At 37.3% G+C, this 17,633-nt stretch carries 25 protein-coding genes; 23 read left to right on the forward strand and 2 right to left on the reverse strand.

The window, feature by feature from the left end; translation table 11 throughout:
• From ISS83_02265 to ISS83_02375, 23 genes are all read left to right on the forward strand, one after another.
• On the forward strand, positions 1-372 hold a 372-nt coding region (locus ISS83_02265; protein ID MBL7142452.1), incomplete at its 5' end, for a YihA family ribosome biogenesis GTP-binding protein.
• 340 nt (positions 373-712) lie between these two features.
• The gene (locus tag ISS83_02270; protein ID MBL7142453.1) at positions 713-2,104 is read left to right on the forward strand and encodes a CDP-alcohol phosphatidyltransferase family protein; all 1,392 of its coding nucleotides are present in this window, start codon (positions 713-715) and stop codon (positions 2,102-2,104) included.
• Between the two features lie 80 nt (positions 2,105-2,184).
• A complete protein-coding gene (locus tag ISS83_02275; GenBank protein MBL7142454.1) occupies positions 2,185-2,622 on the forward strand; it encodes an ASCH domain-containing protein in 438 nt (145 codons plus the stop codon).
• A 178-nt stretch (positions 2,623-2,800) separates the two neighbouring features.
• Positions 2,801-3,784 (forward strand): hypothetical protein, encoded by a 984-nt coding sequence (locus ISS83_02280; protein MBL7142455.1) that lies wholly within the window; start codon positions 2,801-2,803, stop codon positions 3,782-3,784.
• A 277-nt stretch (positions 3,785-4,061) separates the two neighbouring features.
• The gene (pyrF, locus tag ISS83_02285) at positions 4,062-4,847 is read left to right on the forward strand and encodes an orotidine-5'-phosphate decarboxylase (GenBank protein MBL7142456.1); all 786 of its coding nucleotides are present in this window, start codon (positions 4,062-4,064) and stop codon (positions 4,845-4,847) included.
• Positions 4,848-4,858: 11 nt separating this feature from the next.
• A complete protein-coding gene (locus tag ISS83_02290; protein ID MBL7142457.1) occupies positions 4,859-5,560 on the forward strand; it encodes a hypothetical protein in 702 nt (233 codons plus the stop codon).
• Between the two features lie 181 nt (positions 5,561-5,741).
• Positions 5,742-6,077, forward strand: a complete 336-nt coding sequence (locus ISS83_02295) for a diacylglycerol kinase family protein (protein MBL7142458.1) — start codon at positions 5,742-5,744, stop codon at positions 6,075-6,077.
• A gap of 5 nt (positions 6,078-6,082) precedes the next feature.
• Entirely contained in the window at positions 6,083-6,628 is a 546-nt protein-coding gene (locus ISS83_02300) for a phosphatase PAP2 family protein (protein MBL7142459.1), read from the forward strand.
• Positions 6,629-6,727: 99 nt separating this feature from the next.
• Positions 6,728-7,654: a Fic family protein gene (locus tag ISS83_02305; protein ID MBL7142460.1), complete on the forward strand. Its 927-nt coding sequence runs from the start codon at positions 6,728-6,730 to the stop codon at positions 7,652-7,654.
• 21 nt (positions 7,655-7,675) lie between these two features.
• A complete protein-coding gene (locus ISS83_02310; protein MBL7142461.1) occupies positions 7,676-8,383 on the forward strand; it encodes a hypothetical protein in 708 nt (235 codons plus the stop codon).
• The gene (locus ISS83_02315) at positions 8,380-8,745 is read left to right on the forward strand and encodes a VOC family protein (GenBank protein ID MBL7142462.1); all 366 of its coding nucleotides are present in this window, start codon (positions 8,380-8,382) and stop codon (positions 8,743-8,745) included. The genes ISS83_02310 and ISS83_02315 overlap by 4 nt, the downstream gene beginning before the upstream one ends.
• 23 nt (positions 8,746-8,768) lie before the next feature.
• Positions 8,769-9,086 (forward strand): hypothetical protein, encoded by a 318-nt coding sequence (locus ISS83_02320; protein ID MBL7142463.1) that lies wholly within the window; start codon positions 8,769-8,771, stop codon positions 9,084-9,086.
• Positions 9,087-9,288: 202 nt separating this feature from the next.
• Entirely contained in the window at positions 9,289-9,891 is a 603-nt protein-coding gene (locus tag ISS83_02325; protein MBL7142464.1) for an alpha/beta hydrolase, read from the forward strand.
• Between the two features lie 8 nt (positions 9,892-9,899).
• The gene (locus ISS83_02330) at positions 9,900-10,457 is read left to right on the forward strand and encodes a PAS domain S-box protein (GenBank protein ID MBL7142465.1); all 558 of its coding nucleotides are present in this window, start codon (positions 9,900-9,902) and stop codon (positions 10,455-10,457) included.
• Between the two features lie 65 nt (positions 10,458-10,522).
• Entirely contained in the window at positions 10,523-11,059 is a 537-nt protein-coding gene (locus ISS83_02335) for a PAS domain S-box protein (protein ID MBL7142466.1), read from the forward strand.
• Positions 11,060-11,063: 4 nt separating this feature from the next.
• Positions 11,064-11,441, forward strand: coding sequence for a metallopeptidase family protein (locus ISS83_02340; protein ID MBL7142467.1), 378 nt, complete (start codon positions 11,064-11,066; stop codon positions 11,439-11,441).
• Positions 11,438-12,577, forward strand: coding sequence for a thioredoxin family protein (locus ISS83_02345; protein ID MBL7142468.1), 1,140 nt, complete (start codon positions 11,438-11,440; stop codon positions 12,575-12,577). The genes ISS83_02340 and ISS83_02345 overlap by 4 nt, the downstream gene beginning before the upstream one ends.
• Positions 12,578-12,689: 112 nt before the next feature.
• Positions 12,690-12,962 (forward strand): DUF5320 domain-containing protein, encoded by a 273-nt coding sequence (locus ISS83_02350; GenBank protein MBL7142469.1) that lies wholly within the window; start codon positions 12,690-12,692, stop codon positions 12,960-12,962.
• Positions 12,963-12,980: 18 nt separating this feature from the next.
• Positions 12,981-13,319 carry a NifB/NifX family molybdenum-iron cluster-binding protein gene (locus tag ISS83_02355; GenBank protein MBL7142470.1) on the forward strand — a complete coding sequence of 113 codons (339 nt, stop codon included), beginning with the start codon at positions 12,981-12,983 and terminating at the stop codon, positions 13,317-13,319.
• Between the two features lies 1 nt (position 13,320).
• The gene (locus ISS83_02360) at positions 13,321-13,680 is read left to right on the forward strand and encodes a NifB/NifX family molybdenum-iron cluster-binding protein (protein MBL7142471.1); all 360 of its coding nucleotides are present in this window, start codon (positions 13,321-13,323) and stop codon (positions 13,678-13,680) included.
• Entirely contained in the window at positions 13,677-14,618 is a 942-nt protein-coding gene (locus ISS83_02365; protein MBL7142472.1) for an ATP-binding protein, read from the forward strand. Before ISS83_02360 ends, ISS83_02365 begins: the two co-directional genes overlap by 4 nt.
• A 94-nt stretch (positions 14,619-14,712) precedes the next feature.
• Positions 14,713-15,762 (forward strand): cation transporter, encoded by a 1,050-nt coding sequence (locus ISS83_02370; protein ID MBL7142473.1) that lies wholly within the window; start codon positions 14,713-14,715, stop codon positions 15,760-15,762.
• A gap of 1 nt (position 15,763) precedes the next feature.
• Positions 15,764-16,045: a DUF134 domain-containing protein gene (locus tag ISS83_02375; GenBank protein ID MBL7142474.1), complete on the forward strand. Its 282-nt coding sequence runs from the start codon at positions 15,764-15,766 to the stop codon at positions 16,043-16,045.
• Positions 16,046-16,111: 66 nt separating this feature from the next.
• Here the strand turns inward: ISS83_02375 and ISS83_02380 are convergent, their stop codons facing one another.
• Positions 16,112-16,675: an elongation factor P gene (locus tag ISS83_02380; protein MBL7142475.1), complete on the reverse strand. Its 564-nt coding sequence runs from the start codon at positions 16,673-16,675 to the stop codon at positions 16,112-16,114.
• A gap of 1 nt (position 16,676) precedes the next feature.
• Positions 16,677-17,630 (reverse strand): methionyl-tRNA formyltransferase, encoded by a 954-nt coding sequence (locus tag ISS83_02385; GenBank protein MBL7142476.1) that lies wholly within the window; start codon positions 17,628-17,630, stop codon positions 16,677-16,679.
• Positions 17,631-17,633 lie beyond the last annotated feature (3 nt).

Below are 17,633 nucleotides of genomic sequence, written 5' to 3' on the forward strand. Positions count from 1 at the left end.
GATTCTTTCTATTTTGTGGATTTTCCCGGATATGGATATGCGAAATGTTCGATATCGGAACGCAACAAAATGATCAAAAGGATTTTTTGGTATGTCGAGTTTTCCGATGCAAGGCCCAAGGCGGTTTTCTTGATTATTGACGCTAATGTCGGCTTGACCGCTCTTGACCGGGATATGATAAAAATTCTTAAGGCAAATAAACACCAAATTGTCATTGTTGCAAATAAAATTGATAAATTAGCCAGAGCCGCCGCGGAAAAACAGCTTTCGTCAATTATGAAAGAAACACGAGATATGCCGGTTTTTGGATATTCGGCCAGAACAAACGAAGGGAAGGACGAATTAACCAACAAAATTGCGAGCTTTGTATAAAATAGGTCGACTGAGTGGCGTTTTAAGGCAACCCTAAAAAAGGCTGAAATCATCCTTAAAACCTTGGTTTTAGACCGAAGGGGGGTATCTCAGTAATCTTAATCCACTATCAGTGGGTTTTTATGTTGACACAAGTCCAAATTTAAGCTATTCTACGATGGATAGGTTAAAACCAGGCAAACAAGTGGGTGACATAAACTGCTTATTGACCAGCCAATCTTGTATTTTAAGAGGGCGGTCGATTAATCTGGTGGTTAATCAATTGAAGGCAATATACAAAGCGGTTTAAGCCAGTTGAATGCGTGTTCTTAGCCTTTTTATTTTTAATTTAAGAGCAACTATGAAGGCATTAATTATTGCAGCCGGTAATGGCACAAGAATGCAATTGGTAACTCGTGGGCGACATAAATCGCTTATGAGCTTATTAGGCTTAAAGATCATTGAGAGAGTTATTCTTGGAGCAAAAGAGGCAGGTATTTTTGAGTTTGTAATTATTACCGGCTATAAAGGAAAAGAACTCAAGGAAACTATTGGCGACGGTAGTCGTTTTGGTGTTTCAATCGCTTATGTTCATAATAATAAATGGGAGGAGGCAAATGGAATTTCTGTCCTTAAAGCGAAAGATTATTTTAAGGAAGATTTTATTCTTCTAATGTCTGACCATGTCTTTGACTGGCGAACACTCCTTAGGCTTAAGAGAATAAAATTAAAAAAGGACGAGTGTACTCTTGCTATAGATAAAAATATGGATTCCGTTTTAGATATAGACGATACCACAAAAGTTTTAGTTAAAAATAACAAAATTGATTCAATAAGCAAGAATCTTAATGTCTATAATGCCTACGATACTGGAATGTTTTTGTGCTCACCCTATATTTTTGAAATTCTAAAAAAAACAATCTCAGATCATAAAAATTCATTGACTAATGGAATGAGAGTTATTGCAAAAGAAGGAAAACTGAGGGCGTTTAATATTAAAGGAAGATTTTGGTCAGACTGCGACACTTATGCAGATATCAAATTTGCAGAAAAAAAACTTCTTAAGAATCTTAATAAATCCGAGGATGGAATTATATCAAAAATAATTAATCGAAAGGTTTCTATATTTATTTCAAAATACTTAGTAAAAACCGGGCTTACTCCTAATAAAATTTCTATACTCAATTTAATGATTGGGATTTCATCCGCCTTTCTTTTTGCGAAAGGAAGTTTCCCCTGGATTTTTATAGGAGGGGTATTGGCCCAGCTGACTTCGATTACCGACGGTTGTGACGGAGAAATTGCAAGACTCAAGTTTTTATCAAGTAAATTTGGCGCTTGGCTCGATGACTCATTTGATCGTTATATAGATATGTTAATTGTGATTGGCATGGCTTACGGCTATTGGGCAATTAGCCAAAATTCATTAGTTTGGCCCATTGCAGCATTTGCGGTCATGGGACTTGCACTTCTTAACTATTTACCTGCTAAGCATCGCGACATAACAGATCGTAAACTTGTGTGGTACGGTCCTAAATTTAAAAGACCAGGAAGACTTCTTCTTATTATGTTCGCAGGGATAACAGGCTTAATATTTCCTGCATTAATATTGATTGCCTTAATTTCCAACTTAATATCTGTTTCCAGGATTATTGTTTCTGCAAGAGAAAATAAAAATTCAGCTAAAAATAAGGCACAAAAAAAATACTCTCAATCGGTGAGACACCCCGAAAAGTCCCGAATTTCCCCTTAAAATGTCGGTTCAAGACCGAGGATGCCAGCCAATTTGTAAAAAGTCGCCAATAGGGTGGTTTTTTAGTATAATGAAACTACATGAATCATATTGCAGTTATGAAAAAATCCTGGGGTTTGATCGAAAAAATTTTGACTGGCGAGAAAACAATTGAATCAAGATGGTATAAATCAAGATACTCTCCTTGGAATAAAATAAAGCCCAGTGACGTTATTTATTTCAAAGATTCTGGTGGACCAGTATCTGTCAGGGCAGAAGTGGTTAAGGTTCTTCAATTTGACAATCTTACTGCCAAAAAAATAGAACAAATATTGTTTAAATACGGGAAAGTAGATTTGGGAACGAGCCACATAATGCCGGAAATTAGAGAATATGTTTCAGGTAAGAATTACTGTATTCTTGTCTTTTTTGACAATGTGGAAAAAATAAAACCCTTTAATATTGATAAAACTGGTTTCGGTGCTATGTCTGCTTGGATTAGTGTTGATGATATAAATCGATTAAAGAAAGCGAACTAATTAACGAGGTTTCAACATCATCCCATAGCGCCAGCACCAGTCAGCACAATATCGAGGCCGACCGAGAGGGGTTTGGTGGGGAAACCCAAAACAGCCTAAATTTCCCCCTAAAACCTTGGTTCTGGACTGGGGGACACAGCATCCTACTATATTTAGTATTGTATGGTATACTGAAACTATGGAATACAACACTACCACTATAGAAAACACGCCAAAAGATGTTTTTTTGCATCTTTTGAATATTCTCACCTTTTTTATAAGCGTTATTGGTTTTATTACGCTTTATATCCAGTATATCAGCGCTATTTTTCCCGACCCCCTCAATTTTTATTATACGAACATAGCAAATGCGGTTCGTTTATCAACATCAATGCTTGCCGTAGCGGTTCCGGTATATCTTTTAACCTCATGGCTATTGGCAAAAGACATCGCCAGTAATCAAGAAAAGCGGGAGCTGAGATTAAGAAAAGGGCTGATTTATTTCACTCTTTTTATATCTGCAGTTACTATCATTGTAGATCTTATTACTTTTGTCTATAACTTCTTGAGTGGCGAATTGACTATTCAGTTCTTTTTGAAAATGCTTGTTGTGCTTTTGGTGGCTGCGGCTGTTTTCGGATATTATATTTGGGAGCTGAGACGGAAAAACATAAAGTCCAAAACTCCCAAGATACTTGCCTGGACTCTTTCTTTTGTGGTATTAGCAAGCATAATTGCAGGTTTTTTCATTATTGGCACGCCAGCAGAGCAGCGGGACAGAAGATTTGATGAACGAAGAGTAAATGACCTCCAGATACTGCAGAGCCAAATTGTTAATTACTGGACACAGAAAGAAAGTCTTCCTCAAAGCCTTAACGGATTAGAAGACAGTATTTCCGGATTTGTTGTCCCAAAAGATCCTCAGAACGATGCCTCATATGAGTATAATATTCTTAGTCTTGTTTCATTTGAATTATGTGCAACATTTAAAACTTCAACTAAAGACTTCAGCTCGACTTATAAGGGTTCAACATCTTTTTACATGGAGGAGCCGTTACCCTATGGTTCATTTCAGCAAAATTGGGATCATGAAGCAGAGAGAACCTGCTTTGAAAGAATAATCGACCCCGACTTATATAAAAACAATGAGCAATTGAAAGTATCCGTGCCAGGCCGAGACTGATAACAAGGCCTGTGGGCACAAAATAAGACATTTAAATATATCCTTAAGCAGTGTCTCATTTGTCTCAATTCAGCTTAAAAACACCCCGATCGAGAGACATTATGAGACATGTCTAAAAGTCGCCCGAAATGGCGATTTTTTGAAACTTGACTTTTTCCCTGAATGTGGTAAAAATAAAATATAAAATTATAAAAAGGAGGGGAATGCACTATTAATAATTGAATAAGGACTGAAAATATAATCAAGACAAAAACTAAAAGGAGGAAAAACAACAGAGATGGAAGCTAAAGACAGAATCATTGTGGCACTAGATGTGGACAGTCGGGAAAAAGCACGGAAGCTAGTAGAACTTCTCTACCAGTATGTTGGCTACTTCAAGGTCGGCCTTGAGCTTTTGACGAGCGTAGGGGCACCGGTAGTCGTTAAAGAACTTCAGGAAGCCGGCGGAAAGATTTTTTTCGACGGGAAATTCAAGGATATTCCCAATACCGTTGCCGGCGCTTCAGCAGCTGTAACGAAATTAGGCGTTGATATATTCAATGTCCATTGCTTCGGCGGACTGGAAATGATGAAGGCTGCCAGGAAAGCAGCTGATGAAACCGCTCAAAGCCTGAGCAAAAAATCTCCCATTATATTGGGGGTAACGCTGCTCACCAGCCTCAACTACAACGATTTGGTTTTGCTGGGGATTTATGAAGATCTCAACATCGCTGATCCGAAAGAATTAGCGGAGATAAAACGTCAGCGAATCGAGAGACTGGTCGGTCATCAATTATCCTGGCTTGCTCAAGAAGCTAAGCTTGACGGCGTAATCGCATCACCTCAGGAAATCCAGGTTATTCGGAAACATACTCAGCCGGAATTTTTGGTAGTAACTCCTGGCGTTCGGCCTCTTTGGGCCGCAACCGGAGACCAGAAAAGAGTGATGACTCCCGGCGAAGCGATTAAAGCTGGAGCCAACTACCTCGTTATTGGTCGGCCGATAACACAACCACCGCCGGAGGTTGGCGGGCCGGTCGAAGCTGCGAAAAAAATCGCAGAAGAAATCGCCGAGGTTTTATAAGGGGGAAAGACATGGAAAAGACAGATATTATACGTCAGATTGATCCAAAGAAGATGGTGGCTGCTTTCCCAGATGAGATTCTTTACTGGTTTGACCTCTGTGATGCTGCCTGGATTCACGATGGCGATCCCAAAAAACCTCATGCCGAATTAACTTCAGGAATGTGCAGCAACGGCTTCTTCGACTGTATGCGGGTTTTAAAGTATCCGAATCTCGCCGAAATTCTCGCTAAACAACTTGCCAAGGAACTGAAGAACCAGGGAATATCCACACCAGATTGGGTTATTGGTTCTGCTTATGCCACAATTACTTTCTCATATGAAGTGGCAAAAGCTTTTGGAGCTGTCCATGGATTCGTAGAGAAAGATCCAGTCGATCTAAAGGGCAAAAACATGCTCTGGGCGAGAATGAAAATTCCAGCCGGTGCTAAAGTACTCCAAATTGAGGAGCTGATTACCACCAGTGGAACGATGACGGAAGTCCGTCGAGCAGTTGAAGAAGGAAATGGCGAACCAGTTAATTTCCTGCCGATTGTCGGCGCTTTAGTTCATCGGCCACCAAAACTACCGGCAGATTACGGCGACCGGAAAGTTATTGCGGTGATTGAAAAAGAAATCTGGGCAGTTTATCCGAAAGATTGTCCGTTATGCAAAGCCGGTTCCCAGAGGTATCGTCCAAAGACTCACTGGCTAGAATTGACCGGGAAGAAATAAACCATCATATCATAATCACAAGCATAAGTCGCTGCGGCATAAAGCCTCAGCGACTCTTATTTTTGACGAAATTTTGATTTGTTTCATTTTGTGTTAAAATAGCTTAAAATAGTCCCGACCGAGCCGCGTCAAATATTAATAAATAATTGTGAAGAATCAAAAGTTTTTAAAAAGGTTAAAAATCGCATTTTTGGGAATAGTAGCGACTTTCAAGGAGGAACGAAATTTCAGAATACAGCTTTTAATAGGGTCCATAGTCATATTGTTCATGATGGTTCTTAGTTTGAATTACATAGAAAAATCTATCTTACTTCTGACCATTTTAATGGTTTTAAGCCTTGAATTAATTAACTCTCAGATTGAAAAGTTTTTGGATATAATCCAGTCGGACCACCACCCAATGGTAAAAAGAATCAAAGATTTTTCAGCCGGCGCAGTTTTGCTTTCGGTGCTTGGGTCTATTGTTATAGGAATTCTAATATTCCTGCCCTATATAATTAGTCTTATTAAAAGATAAAACATATGTATTGCGACCTTAAAATATTTGAAGCCATCAACGGTCTAGCTAATCAATCGAAGATCATAGATGCCTTAGGAATATTCCTGGCAGATTATCTGCCGTATTTATTGATACTGTTGCTGTTGTCTTTTTTGTTTTGGCCCAAGAGAGACAGGATAAAAAACAGGGCAATGGTTTTGGTTTCCATAATCGGTGCTCTTATCGCCAAATTCGTAGTTAAAGAGACAATATTGCTTTTTTATGCTTGTCCAAGGCCGTATGTAGATTTACCCTTAACCAATAAGCTTATATCTGCCAATCCTGCTGAAAACTTAGAATCTTTTCCTTCTGGCCACGCCATTCTGTTTTTTGCCTTAAGCGCTGTCATATACAGCTTTAACAAAAAATTAGGGATATTCTTTCTCATATGTTCCACGTTAATGGGCATAGCAAGGATATTCGTTGGAGTTCATTGGCCAAGCGATATTTTAGCCGGAGCTGTTTTAGGAATAATAGTTGGAGTTATTATTAAGTGGCTTTATGCGAAATATCGGAAAATGAGACACTAGAATATGCTCTTATATCTCATTTTATGCTTCGCTTACTAGCAAACTTTATAAACTTTTCAGATTTGACATACTTTATAAAGTTTTATATAATGGGAACGTATGACTATACAGGATAAGCTGAAAATCATTCAAAACCTTTCCGGATTAACGCAAGAAAAACTGGCTGAAAAACTCAGGGTGTCTTTTGCTACGCTTAACAGTTGGATTAACGGAAAATCAAAAGCGCACAAAAAAGGCGATAAAAATATAAATGATTTATATTTTCTTTACACCGGACAGAAAAATATCCAAGAGGATCCCTTACGGGCAAAAAAACAAATAATTACAGACAAATCGCGGAAATGCGGGAACGTCTTAAAGAAAATAGTAAAGAGCACTGACATTTACGATCAATTTTTGCTTTCTTTAACTTATCATTCAAATAAAATAGAAGGCAGCACCCTTACCGAAGACGAGACCAGGGCGATTATGTTTGATAATGTTTCTTTACCGAATAAAAATATTATAGAACAGTTAGAGGTAAAAAATCATCAAGCCGCCTTAGAATATCTATTAAAAAGCCTTTTATCCGCTTCATTCAAAATTAATGAGATATTTATTCTGAAACTCCATGGCATTCTGATGAATGGTATTAGAAAGGACGCTGGTGCTTATAGGAACCACGGAGTACGCATTGTCGGAACATACGTGCCAACAGCCAATTATTTAAAGGTGCCAAGATTAATGCAAGAATTGACAAAAGATATTAACCATAAGTACAAAGATATTGTCGCTCATACTGCGAATATACACAGCAGATTTGAACAAATCCATCCCTTTTCCGACGGCAATGGAAGGGTGGGGCGCTTGCTCGCTGGCGCGATGCTGCTGAAGAATAATTTGCCGCCGGCCGTCATAGAGCAAAAAAAGAAGCGTTTTTATAATAATTATTTGAGAAAGGCGCAGCTTGGCAACGACTTTATTCCTTTAGAAAACTTTCTTTGCGATTCAATAATTGTAGGATTCAAGGTTTTAGAAAGAAAATGAAAATACCCTAAACATAAGTTAATGCCTAAAATAAACTTTGAAAATCGCATTTTGCTCGGTATTACCGACGGAAAAGGTCTTCACTGCCGTGCAGAAGAAAAATTAGAAGCTTTAAATAAATTGAAAATTAAAAAGGCAGCTTTGTTTTTGGAAGAGCTTGACCAAGCTGAAAGAAAGAAAATCTACCGGGCTCTTTTAGATTCCACGCTTAAAAAAATACCGCTTTGCCACGTGAGAAACGACATGGAGGTGGAAGAATTTGTTTTTTTAGAAAGCAAATTCAAAACCAAATACTTTACGATCCATGAGAACAGTTTCGGCTTTTTAGACAAATGGCCGGGATTTGAGAAAAAGCTTTATCTGGAAATGAATACTGACGACTACATTTCTCCTAAAGTAAAGATTGAAAAGATCGGAGGATTCTGCGTTGATTTGTCCCATTTCAAGGTAGCCCTGATTTCCTGGACCAAAGAGTTTGATTATACCTATATCAAGAGAAATAAAAGCAAATTTACCTGCAATCATTTAAACGGCTATGATTGGAAGAAGAATACGGACATGCATACGGTAAAGAACGTGAAAGACTTCAATTACTTGGAAACCCTTCCTAAGTTCATTTTTTCAAAGGTTATTGCTTTGGAAATGTATAATTCGATAGCAGAGCAGATAAAGTTCAAGAATTATTTGAAAAAGATGCTGGGAGAATATTTTAATAGAAAAATTCAATGAAATTTAACTATATCTTACTTTACGTATCAGATTTGGATAAAACAGCTTCTTTTTATGAAAAGCTGGGTTTTGAGATTGCAAAACAAACAGATAACTATATTATTGCTAAATTAGGCGATTTTGAGCTTCATTGCTACGACCAGGCAAAAGTGTTCTTTAAACAAGATATTGATAGGTTTAAGGGAGCTGGCGTGTTTCTATATGTTAACGTTGATAATGTTGACGAGAAATATTCTGAATTGGTGAATAACGGACTAAATCCTTCAGCTCCTCCCAAAAACTTTGAATGGGGGAATAGGGAATTCGCTATTAAAGATCCTGACGGCTACAAGCTGGTTTTTTATAAAAAGTCGATAAATTAATTAATAACTAACTAAACATATATATGGAAGAGAAACCAAAAAAAGAAAAGTCTAATATAATGGCTATTATCAGCTATATTGGCTTTCTCTGTTTAATTCCCATTCTGACAAAACAGAAAGATGAATTTGTCAGTTTCCATGCAAAACAAGGCTTTGTTTTGTTTGTTGCTGAAGTGGCCACTTGTATATTTTTTAGCATCTTTATCTTTTTATGGTTCCTGGGCAATATCTTTTGGTTTGTCTGGCTTGTTCTGAGCATTATCGGAATCGTTAATGTTCTAAACAAGAAAAAGAAAGAAATTCCATTATTAGGCAAGTTTGCGGAAAAGATTAAATTCTAAAATAGGAAAATTAACGGGCATTTTTAAAAAATAAGATGGCCTTTTCACTACTTGACAATAGCTTTCGGTTGTTTTATTATTCACTTCCAGTTTGGATAAAGAAAAAGCTTCGCCTTCTGGCGGGGCTTTTTCGTAGCAAGATCGTTGAGGATTGTCCTCAACAGGTCGCCAAATGGGCGATTTTTTGTTAAAATATATCAATATGAAAAAACAAGTTGTTGTTATTCACGGCGGCGATACCTTTAAAAGCTACAAGGATTATTTGGCTTTTTTGAAAAGCTATGAGATTGAGATTAACAAACTGAAAACAAAAAGATGGAAGGAAACTTTAGCCGTAAAGCTGGGAAAGGGCTTTGAAGTCATTTATCCCAAAATGCCAAATCCGATGAACGCAAAATACAAAGAATGGAAGATAATCTTTGAGAAACTGTTGCCTTTTTTAAGGAACAACGTTATCTTGTTGGGACATTCCCTTGGCGCTGCTTTTTTAGCTAAATATTTAGCTGAAAACAAGTTTCCGAAAAGAATAATGGCTGTTTTCCTGGTTTCTGCCCCTTTTAGCGGGAAAAGCAAGAAATACTCCTTAGCTGATTTTAAACCGCCCAAAAGCCTTAAAAACCTTGAAAAACAGACCAATAAAATCGTTATTTACTATAGCAAGGATGACAAAGTCGTTCCTTTTTCCGATATGAAGAAATACGTTAAAGCTTTACCTGGAGCAAAAACTGTAATATTCAAAAATAGGGGACATTTTAACCAGACTGAATTGCCGGAGTTGATAAAGGAAATCAAAAGAATGGTATAATCAAAAATATGAACGACAAACAAAAAATAAAAGAAATGGAAAAAGAACCAATAAAAAATAGTGTAAAAACAGATAACTCTAAAGAAACATTGCAAGCTATCTTTGATAACGTCAGGGACGGTTTGGTTATTTTAGATAAAACAGGAAAAATCATCCAGATAAGCGATAGCCTCATTAGAATGGGAGGCTATTCTAGAAAAGAAATCATTAGTAAACGTTTGGGACTTATGACAATGTTTTCTCCTAAAAGTTTAAGTCAAATGCTGATTCATTTTATAGGAACATTAGCCGGCAACGAAGCAATGCCTTATGAAATTGAAGGAATGACAAAAAGCGGTAAAAAACTGTTTGCTGAAGTTTCCGGCAATTCCTTGAGATTGAAAGGAAAGATTGTTGGTGTGGTGGCGATTCTCCGCGATATTACCGAACGCAAAAAAATAGAAGATGAATTGAAAGAAAAGAATGAAATGCTAGAAAAGTTCAATAAGTTTGCCGTGGGTAGGGAACTAAAGATTATTGAATTAAAGAAAAAAGTAAAGGAATTGGAAAAAAGGGGGATGAAATAAAAAGCGATATTGCCAATCAATGAAACGCTTTTAAAAATAGGAGATTTTTTGATATAATCTGATATATGAGGAAAGAATCGCAAAAAGATAACATAAAAACAGACAACTCAAAGGAAACATTAGAAGCTATATTTGATAGCGTCAGAGACGGTTTGGTTATGTTAGATAAAACAGGGAAAATCACTAAGATAAGTAAAAGCCTTGTTAAAATGGGGGGTTATCCTGCAGAAGAGCTTGTTGACAAGCGTTTGAAGTTTATGACAATGTTTTCTCCTAAAAGCTTAGGTCAAATACTGATGAATTTCGTTAGAACAATAGCCGATAACGAAATAATGCCTTATGAAGTTGAAGGGGTGACAAAAGACGGCAAAAAATTATTCGCTGAAATTTCTGGCTCTCCTTTGAAAGTACGGGGGAAAATTATTGGTGTGGTGGCGATTCTCCGCGATATTACCGAACGCAAAAAAATAGAAGATGAATTGAAAGAAAAGAATGAAATGCTAGAAAAGTTCAATAAGTTTGCCGTGGGTAGGGAACTAAGGATTATTGAATTAAAGAATAAAATCAAAGAACTGGAAAAGAAATTGGAGAAAATAGAATGAAACTATGACTATGGAAGAGTTTGAAAAGTTGGTGGATGAAGGCATAAAAGACATTCCCGAGCATTTCTTAAAAATGCTGGAAAATGTCGATATTATTATCGAAGAAACGCCTACAATAGAGCAATTGGAAAAGTTAAAGATAAGAAAGGGCGTTTTTCTTTTCGGCTTGTATGAGGGCATTCCTCAAACTAAAAGGTGGGGATACAGCCAGGCTTTACCCGACAAAATCACTATTTTCAAGAATCCGATTGAAAAAGTAGGTGATTCTGACGAGGAGATTAAAAAGATCGTCAGAGACACTATCTGGCACGAACTTGCCCACCATTTCGGCATGGATGAAAAAAGCGTAAGAGACGCCGAAAAACGAAAGAAAATAACATGAAAAAAATAACCTTAGCCATTTTGTTCTCTTTGATTGTTTTTCTGCCGGTTTTACCTGTTTTTGGACAAACAGACAGCAAGCCGACCCTATATTTTTTTGGCAGTCCAACCTGCCCTCATTGTTTGATGGAAAAGGCGTTTTTGGACGAATTAGAGAAAAACTGCGCCCAGGTTGAAATAGTGAGATATGACTTTGCTGAAAACCTTGAATTAGCAAAGGAACTTTATCAAAAGTATAATGTTTCTGCTCAAAAACAAGGTTTTGTGCCGGTTACTTTTATAGGAAACAGATATTTTATCGGATTCAATGAAAAAATCGGCCAAAGTATTGAAAATTACATTTCAGAACTGACCGAAGGAAAAGACCTACCAGAACAGTGCCCTTGCACAACTTCAGAAACAATAATAGAAATCCCGTTCTTCGGGAAAATTGATATTGGCAATTTTTCTCTTCCTGCTCTGGCCGTTGTTTTGGGAACCCTTGATGGATTTAGTGTCTGTTCCTTGGGAGCATTAGTTTTAATTTTAGGACTGACACTTGCTTTAAAGTCAAAAAAGAAAATCTTAATCTTCGGAGGAATATATGTCTTAACTACGATAATTATCTACGGCTTTTTGATTTTCTTATGGCACCAGCTTTTCGTTTTCGTCGCTCCTTATATAAAAAAAATGGAAATACTGATAGGTCTTTTGTCTTTGGCTGGCGCTGTCTATTTCTTGAAAGAATTCTTTAAAGTGCGCAAAAAAGGAGCTGTTTGCCAGTTTGGCGGCATTTCCGATAAGTTTTCCAAAAGGGTCCAGGGAATATTCGAAAGAAAGACAAGTATCTTGGTTTTGGCCGGAGCAGTCTTGTTGTTCGGCACAGTCATCACTATTGTTGAATTTCCTTGCTCTGCTGTTCTTCCGGCTATATTCTCGGGAATACTGGCTGGGGCCAATCTACCTCTTTATCTGTCTCTGTTATATATCGGCATCTACGTTTTGTTTTACATGCTGGATGAACTCGCTATCTTTTTGATTGCTGTTTTCACGATGAAGATTTGGATTCTTTCTCCAAGGTTTATTGTTGCCCTTAATCTTTTTGCTTCAATTCTGCTGTTTCTGCTCGCTTTCTATTATTTCGCTGCTATTTTCTGAAATAATTTGTCTTAAAGAATAAAGGCCTTGACAAGGTTCTATTGTGGGTATATATTCATAATAGAGAACGCCTGGTCGAGTTCTCTATTGCAATCAATACTTATTAAAAATTATGCCAAGATTTAATGCAACAGGTCCTTCAGGTTCAGGTCCCGGCACAGGCTGGGGAATGGGTCCTTGTGGCGCCGAAACGGGCTTTAGAAGGGGATTTGGCCGCGGATTAGGAAGAGGCTTTGGACGAAGAGGTTTTTATGGTTATCAGCCGTATCAGCCACAAATCACCAAAACAGAAGAAAAGGAAATGTTAGCAGAAGATATGGCAAATTTGAAAGAAGAACTTAAAGCCATTGAAGCTCGTTTAGCCGAACTTAAAGGAAAAAAATAAAATTAAATAAAGAATAAAATGAAAACAGCAGTAAGTTCAACCGGAAAAAAACTCACAGATAATGTCAGCGAGGTATTTGCCAGATGCCCCTATTTTGTTATTGCAGAAATTGAAAATCAGGAAATAAAAAAATTTGAAGCGATGAAAAATGAAAGTGAAAACCAGATGGGCGGAGCGGGTATTTCAGCCGCTCAACTGATGGCGGAAAAGAATATTAAGGCCGTGATTACAAAGAATGTCGGGCCGAGAGCTTTAGACGTATTAAAGCAATTTAATATAGGAATTTATTACGGAGACGGCGCGATAGAAAAAGTTTTGCAAGAATTTATCGACGGGAAACTTGAAAAAATGAATTGAGATGAAAATAGTAATTCCGACTGATAACAAAAAAGGGCTAGAAGATACAGTAGCCGAACATTTCGGTCGCTGTTTGACATATACTTTTCTTAATGAAAAAGGTGAAGTTGTGGAAATTGTAGATAATACCAGCGAACACATGGGCGGTGCGGGTTTGCCACCGGAATTGATGAAAAAGCATGGAGCAGATATTCTCTTGTGCAAAGATCTTGGCCCAAGAGCTTTAGATTTATGCAGTCAGTTGGGAATTGATGTTTATGTCAGTCAAGCGGAGACGGTAAAAGAGATTTTTGAGATGTGGAAAAATAATAAACTTAAAAAAGCAGGCCCGGAAGATGTTTGCGAGGAGCATAAAATATGAAAATTGCAATAACAGGGGGGAAAGGCGGGGTGGGAAAATCAATGGTGGCGACTTCTCTGGCGGTTGAATTCGCAAGACGAAATAAAACGATGTTAGTGGATGCAGATGCCGAATGCCCAAATGACCACCTTTTACTTTCCGTAAAAAGAAAAAAATCTATTACTGTTTATCAACCGATTCCAAAATGGGATTTTAAGAAATGCACAAAATGCGGCAAATGCGCTTCTGTTTGCAAGCAAAACGCCATTGTTTCTGTTAAAGGGAAATTTCCTGCTTTTGTCAAAGATGTTTGTATTGGTTGCAAGGCCTGTATTGTTGCCTGTCCGACCGGCGCAATAACGGAAACTAAAAAAGAAATCGGCACAATTTATACGGGAAAATATAATGTTTACCCCGTTAGAAATCGGATTTCTAATGGGGTCAATTTGGTTTCGGGCGAGCTTAAATTGGGAGAACTTGCTTCTGGCGAAGTGGTAGCTGAAGTAAGGAAATATTCCGATAAGATTAATAAAAAGATGAAAGCCGAAGTAATTGTTATCGATTCCTCACCGGGAATCGGCTGCCCCGTCATTGCTTCTTTGGTCGGCACTGATTATATCATCGGGGTAACCGAACCAACACCGTCCGCCCTTTTTGATTTAAAAAGGGTTTTATACCTTGCCGATCATTTCAAGATTAAACATGGAATTGTTATTAATAAATTTGATCTCTCAAAAGATTTTTATAAAAAGATAGAAAAATTTGCCAAAATGAATAAAATTCCAATTTTGGGAAAAATCCCTTACAGAAAAGATTTTGTTGAATCAACGATAAAAATGAAGCCCGTGGTTGAAATAAATCCAAAATATAGAAAATTATTCAAAGAAATTATTAATAAAATAAATAAAGAATTAGTCGATGAAGCTAAAGCTTCATCTCCACCTTCGTTTGCTCAATGAAATATTTATTTCATTTCGACGTTCGATTGATAAATATAAATTGAGACAAGAGATGAGATTTATCTCATCGAACTAATAAATTAAAACTCGGTAAATGAAGGAAAAAGTTGCTATTATCTCAATACTGGCGAACGCAATCTTAGCTGGAGGAAAAATCGCTGTCGGTGTGTTTTCGAGTTCGGCCGCTATTTTAGCAGAGGGAGTTCATTCTTTTATGGATATTTTCTCCTCGGCAGTTGGTTATATTGGAATCAAAATATCTAAAAAACCAGAAGACCAAAAACATCCCTATGGCCATTATAAATTTGAGGTTTTAAGCGGCACAATTATTACTATAATTCTTTTAGCGACAGGCTTGGGAATTATTTACGAGGCCTATCAAAGTTTTCTTGACCCTGAAAAAATTAAAGTCAGCTATTTAGCTTTCGGAATAATGATATTTTCAGCAGCTGTCAATGAAATAATGGCCAGAGTAAAAATTCATTTTGGTAAAAAAGAGAACTCCATCAGCTTGCTTTCAGACGGATTTCATTCAAGGGTTGATGTTTATGCTTCGCTGGCTGTTCTCGCTGGTTTGTTTCTGACAAAATACTGGATTTATACTGATTCCTTGTTAGCTTTTTTGATTGGCGCTTATATCATTAAAAAATCTTTTTCTTTGGGAAAAGAAGCAGTCGATTCTTTGCTTGACGTTTCAGCCGGTGAAGAAATTGAGGAAAAGATAAAAACAATCGCTAAAACGCAGAATATCGAAATTTCTTCTTTAAAGACCCAAAAAAAAGGTTCGGCTGTTACTGCCAATTTGGAAATAAAACTGCCGAGCAATTTAAAGGTAGAAGAGGCAACTAAAATTTCCAACAGCTTAAGAGAAAAACTTATAAAAGCAATAGAAAGTCTTCAGTATGTCGCCATTCAAATCACAAGTCACGAAGTAGAAACGGGATTTTATAAACCAGAATTCGGCAGGAGTTTTGGTTGGCAAAGAAAAGGCAAATTTAGAGGAAAGATTGAAGAGGCGAAAGGAGAAGGGCCGGGCGGCTATTGTACCTGCTCGAAATGCGGTTATAAAACCCTTCACGAACGCGGCGTCCCTTGTTCGACGCTTGAATGTCCAAAATGTAAAATTAACTTAGTTAGAAAATAATATGACAAGACCAATAAAACCAAGAAGAGTGTTATTTGACCCAGATGTGGTGTATTTTAAACCGAGAGCGGTGCCTTTATCCATGCTGAATGAGGTTGATTTAAACATAGACGAACTGGAGGCATTGCGGCTTTGCGATTTTAAAAACCTAGACCAAGCTGAAGCGGCAAAAAGAATGAAAATTTCTCAAAGCACACTTCAACGAACTTTAACATCAGCCCACCAAAAAATCGCTGAAGCCCTAATTGAGGGCAAGGCGATAAAGATAATAAAAGAAAAATAAAGAAGAGAAAATACTAGAAATGATCAAAGAGAAAACGAGGCTTCTCAGTAAGTCTCGTTTTAAATTTTATTCTACCCTTCTGACATATTCTCCCTTTTCCGTGTTGACTTCAATAATATCGTTGACTTTAACAAAAAGGGGGACATTGATTTCAGCTCCTGTTTCCAACTTTACTATCTTTGTTCCTCCCTGAGCTCTGTCTCCTTTAATTCCCGGGGGAGCTTCAATAACTTTCAATTGGACTTTTATCGGCAGGGAAACGTTGATTATTTTCGCTTTGAATTCCAGGCCCTCTACAATTTCGTTCGATTTTAGAAAAACAGCGCTCTCTCCAACAGCTTCTTCAACCAGGTCAAAACGCTTGGAAGAGTCTTTTTCGTGACAGAAAAAAAACTTGCCCTGATTGTGGTAAATGAATTTCACTTTGATTTTTTCAATTTCCGCTTCTTCAAGTTCTTCTCCAGCGTGAAAAGTTTTCGAAACTACACTACCGGTAATCAGATTTTTTATCTTTGTTTGGACAACCGAACCTCCTCTGCCTTTAAAAACTAAAGAAGAATCCAGCACTTCGTAGGGCTGGTTGTTTAAAATGAAATCTATTCCTTTTTTAAAATCGTTATGTGAGAGCATGTTATTCTAGGGTTGAACCGGCAAAGTCGGAATGGCCCCGTAAAAATTCTTCTGCATTTGATTCTTTTTTACCTTCTATTTGCAGTTTTTCAATAACCAGAAAGTCTTCTTTGCACTGCACGCCTATTTCGTTTTGAGGAACAACTAAAACCTTACCTATATCATATCTCTTTTGTTGGGATGATTTGTAAACTCTTGTTTTTAAAATCTTTATCTTTACTGTTTTGCCTTTATTCTGCCAGAAAGTATATGTGCCAGGCCAAAGAGAAAAAGCTCTTACTTTTCTTTCTATTTCTTCGACTGGTTTCTGCCAATCAACTTTTCCGTCTTCTTTTTTTAATATTTTAGTGTAGGTTGCTCTTTTCTCGTCTTGAGAATTGGGCTCTATTTCATTATTTATCCATTTTGGAATGATATTCAGTAATAATTTTGCCCCTAAGTCAGCTGTTTTTTCAGTCAGTTGCTCTGCTGTTATTTCTTCTGATATAGAAAGCCTAGAAAGGGAAACTATCTTGCCGCTGTCTAGTTTTTCATCCATTAGCATTATGGTTACGCCTGCTTCTTCGTCTCCATTCAAGATTGCGTATTGGATAGGGGATGGACCTCGGTATTTTGGCAATAAAGAAGGATGAACGTTCAGAAAGCCAAAACTTGGAATCTCCAATATGTCCTTTGGAATTAGTTGGCTGTAGGCTGCAACAACTACCAAATCAGGCTTTAAGTTTTGGATTTCCGATTTAATGTCTTTAATATTTTCTGGCTGAGCTACTGGAATTTTATATTTCTCAGCTGTCATTTTCACTGGCGAAGGAGTAATAACTTGTTTTCTGCCGACTGGCTTGTCTAACGATGTGGCAACCAAAACCGGCTTGTATTCGCTTTGGCAAAGCTTATCTAAAATAATAGCGCCGAATTCTGGCGTCCCAATAAATACTATTTTTAGACCTCTTAACATATA

Source organism: Candidatus Paceibacterota bacterium (genome assembly GCA_016782605.1).
Taxonomy (GTDB): domain Bacteria; phylum Patescibacteriota; class Minisyncoccia; order Minisyncoccales; family RBG-13-42-11; genus BS750m-G71.

Coding starts and splice junctions, on each gene's coding strand:
- ISS83_02270 (MBL7142453.1), top strand. CDS start 713: ATGAAGGCATTAATTATTGCAGCCGGTAATGGCACAAGAATGCAATTG.
- ISS83_02275 (MBL7142454.1), top strand. CDS start 2,185: ATGAATCATATTGCAGTTATGAAAAAATCCTGGGGTTTGATCGAAAAA.
- ISS83_02280 (MBL7142455.1), top strand. CDS start 2,801: ATGGAATACAACACTACCACTATAGAAAACACGCCAAAAGATGTTTTT.
- pyrF (MBL7142456.1), top strand. CDS start 4,062: ATGGAAGCTAAAGACAGAATCATTGTGGCACTAGATGTGGACAGTCGG.
- ISS83_02290 (MBL7142457.1), top strand. CDS start 4,859: ATGGAAAAGACAGATATTATACGTCAGATTGATCCAAAGAAGATGGTG.
- ISS83_02300 (MBL7142459.1), top strand. CDS start 6,083: ATGTATTGCGACCTTAAAATATTTGAAGCCATCAACGGTCTAGCTAAT.
- ISS83_02305 (MBL7142460.1), top strand. CDS start 6,728: ATGACTATACAGGATAAGCTGAAAATCATTCAAAACCTTTCCGGATTA.
- ISS83_02310 (MBL7142461.1), top strand. CDS start 7,676: ATGCCTAAAATAAACTTTGAAAATCGCATTTTGCTCGGTATTACCGAC.
- ISS83_02315 (MBL7142462.1), top strand. CDS start 8,380: ATGAAATTTAACTATATCTTACTTTACGTATCAGATTTGGATAAAACA.
- ISS83_02320 (MBL7142463.1), top strand. CDS start 8,769: ATGGAAGAGAAACCAAAAAAAGAAAAGTCTAATATAATGGCTATTATC.
- ISS83_02325 (MBL7142464.1), top strand. CDS start 9,289: ATGAAAAAACAAGTTGTTGTTATTCACGGCGGCGATACCTTTAAAAGC.
- ISS83_02330 (MBL7142465.1), top strand. CDS start 9,900: ATGAACGACAAACAAAAAATAAAAGAAATGGAAAAAGAACCAATAAAA.
- ISS83_02335 (MBL7142466.1), top strand. CDS start 10,523: ATGAGGAAAGAATCGCAAAAAGATAACATAAAAACAGACAACTCAAAG.
- ISS83_02340 (MBL7142467.1), top strand. CDS start 11,064: ATGACTATGGAAGAGTTTGAAAAGTTGGTGGATGAAGGCATAAAAGAC.
- ISS83_02345 (MBL7142468.1), top strand. CDS start 11,438: ATGAAAAAAATAACCTTAGCCATTTTGTTCTCTTTGATTGTTTTTCTG.
- ISS83_02350 (MBL7142469.1), top strand. CDS start 12,690: ATGCCAAGATTTAATGCAACAGGTCCTTCAGGTTCAGGTCCCGGCACA.
- ISS83_02355 (MBL7142470.1), top strand. CDS start 12,981: ATGAAAACAGCAGTAAGTTCAACCGGAAAAAAACTCACAGATAATGTC.
- ISS83_02360 (MBL7142471.1), top strand. CDS start 13,321: ATGAAAATAGTAATTCCGACTGATAACAAAAAAGGGCTAGAAGATACA.
- ISS83_02365 (MBL7142472.1), top strand. CDS start 13,677: ATGAAAATTGCAATAACAGGGGGGAAAGGCGGGGTGGGAAAATCAATG.
- ISS83_02370 (MBL7142473.1), top strand. CDS start 14,713: ATGAAGGAAAAAGTTGCTATTATCTCAATACTGGCGAACGCAATCTTA.
- ISS83_02375 (MBL7142474.1), top strand. CDS start 15,764: ATGACAAGACCAATAAAACCAAGAAGAGTGTTATTTGACCCAGATGTG.
- ISS83_02380 (MBL7142475.1), bottom strand. CDS start 16,675: ATGCTCTCACATAACGATTTTAAAAAAGGAATAGATTTCATTTTAAAC.
- ISS83_02385 (MBL7142476.1), bottom strand. CDS start 17,630: ATGTTAAGAGGTCTAAAAATAGTATTTATTGGGACGCCAGAATTCGGC.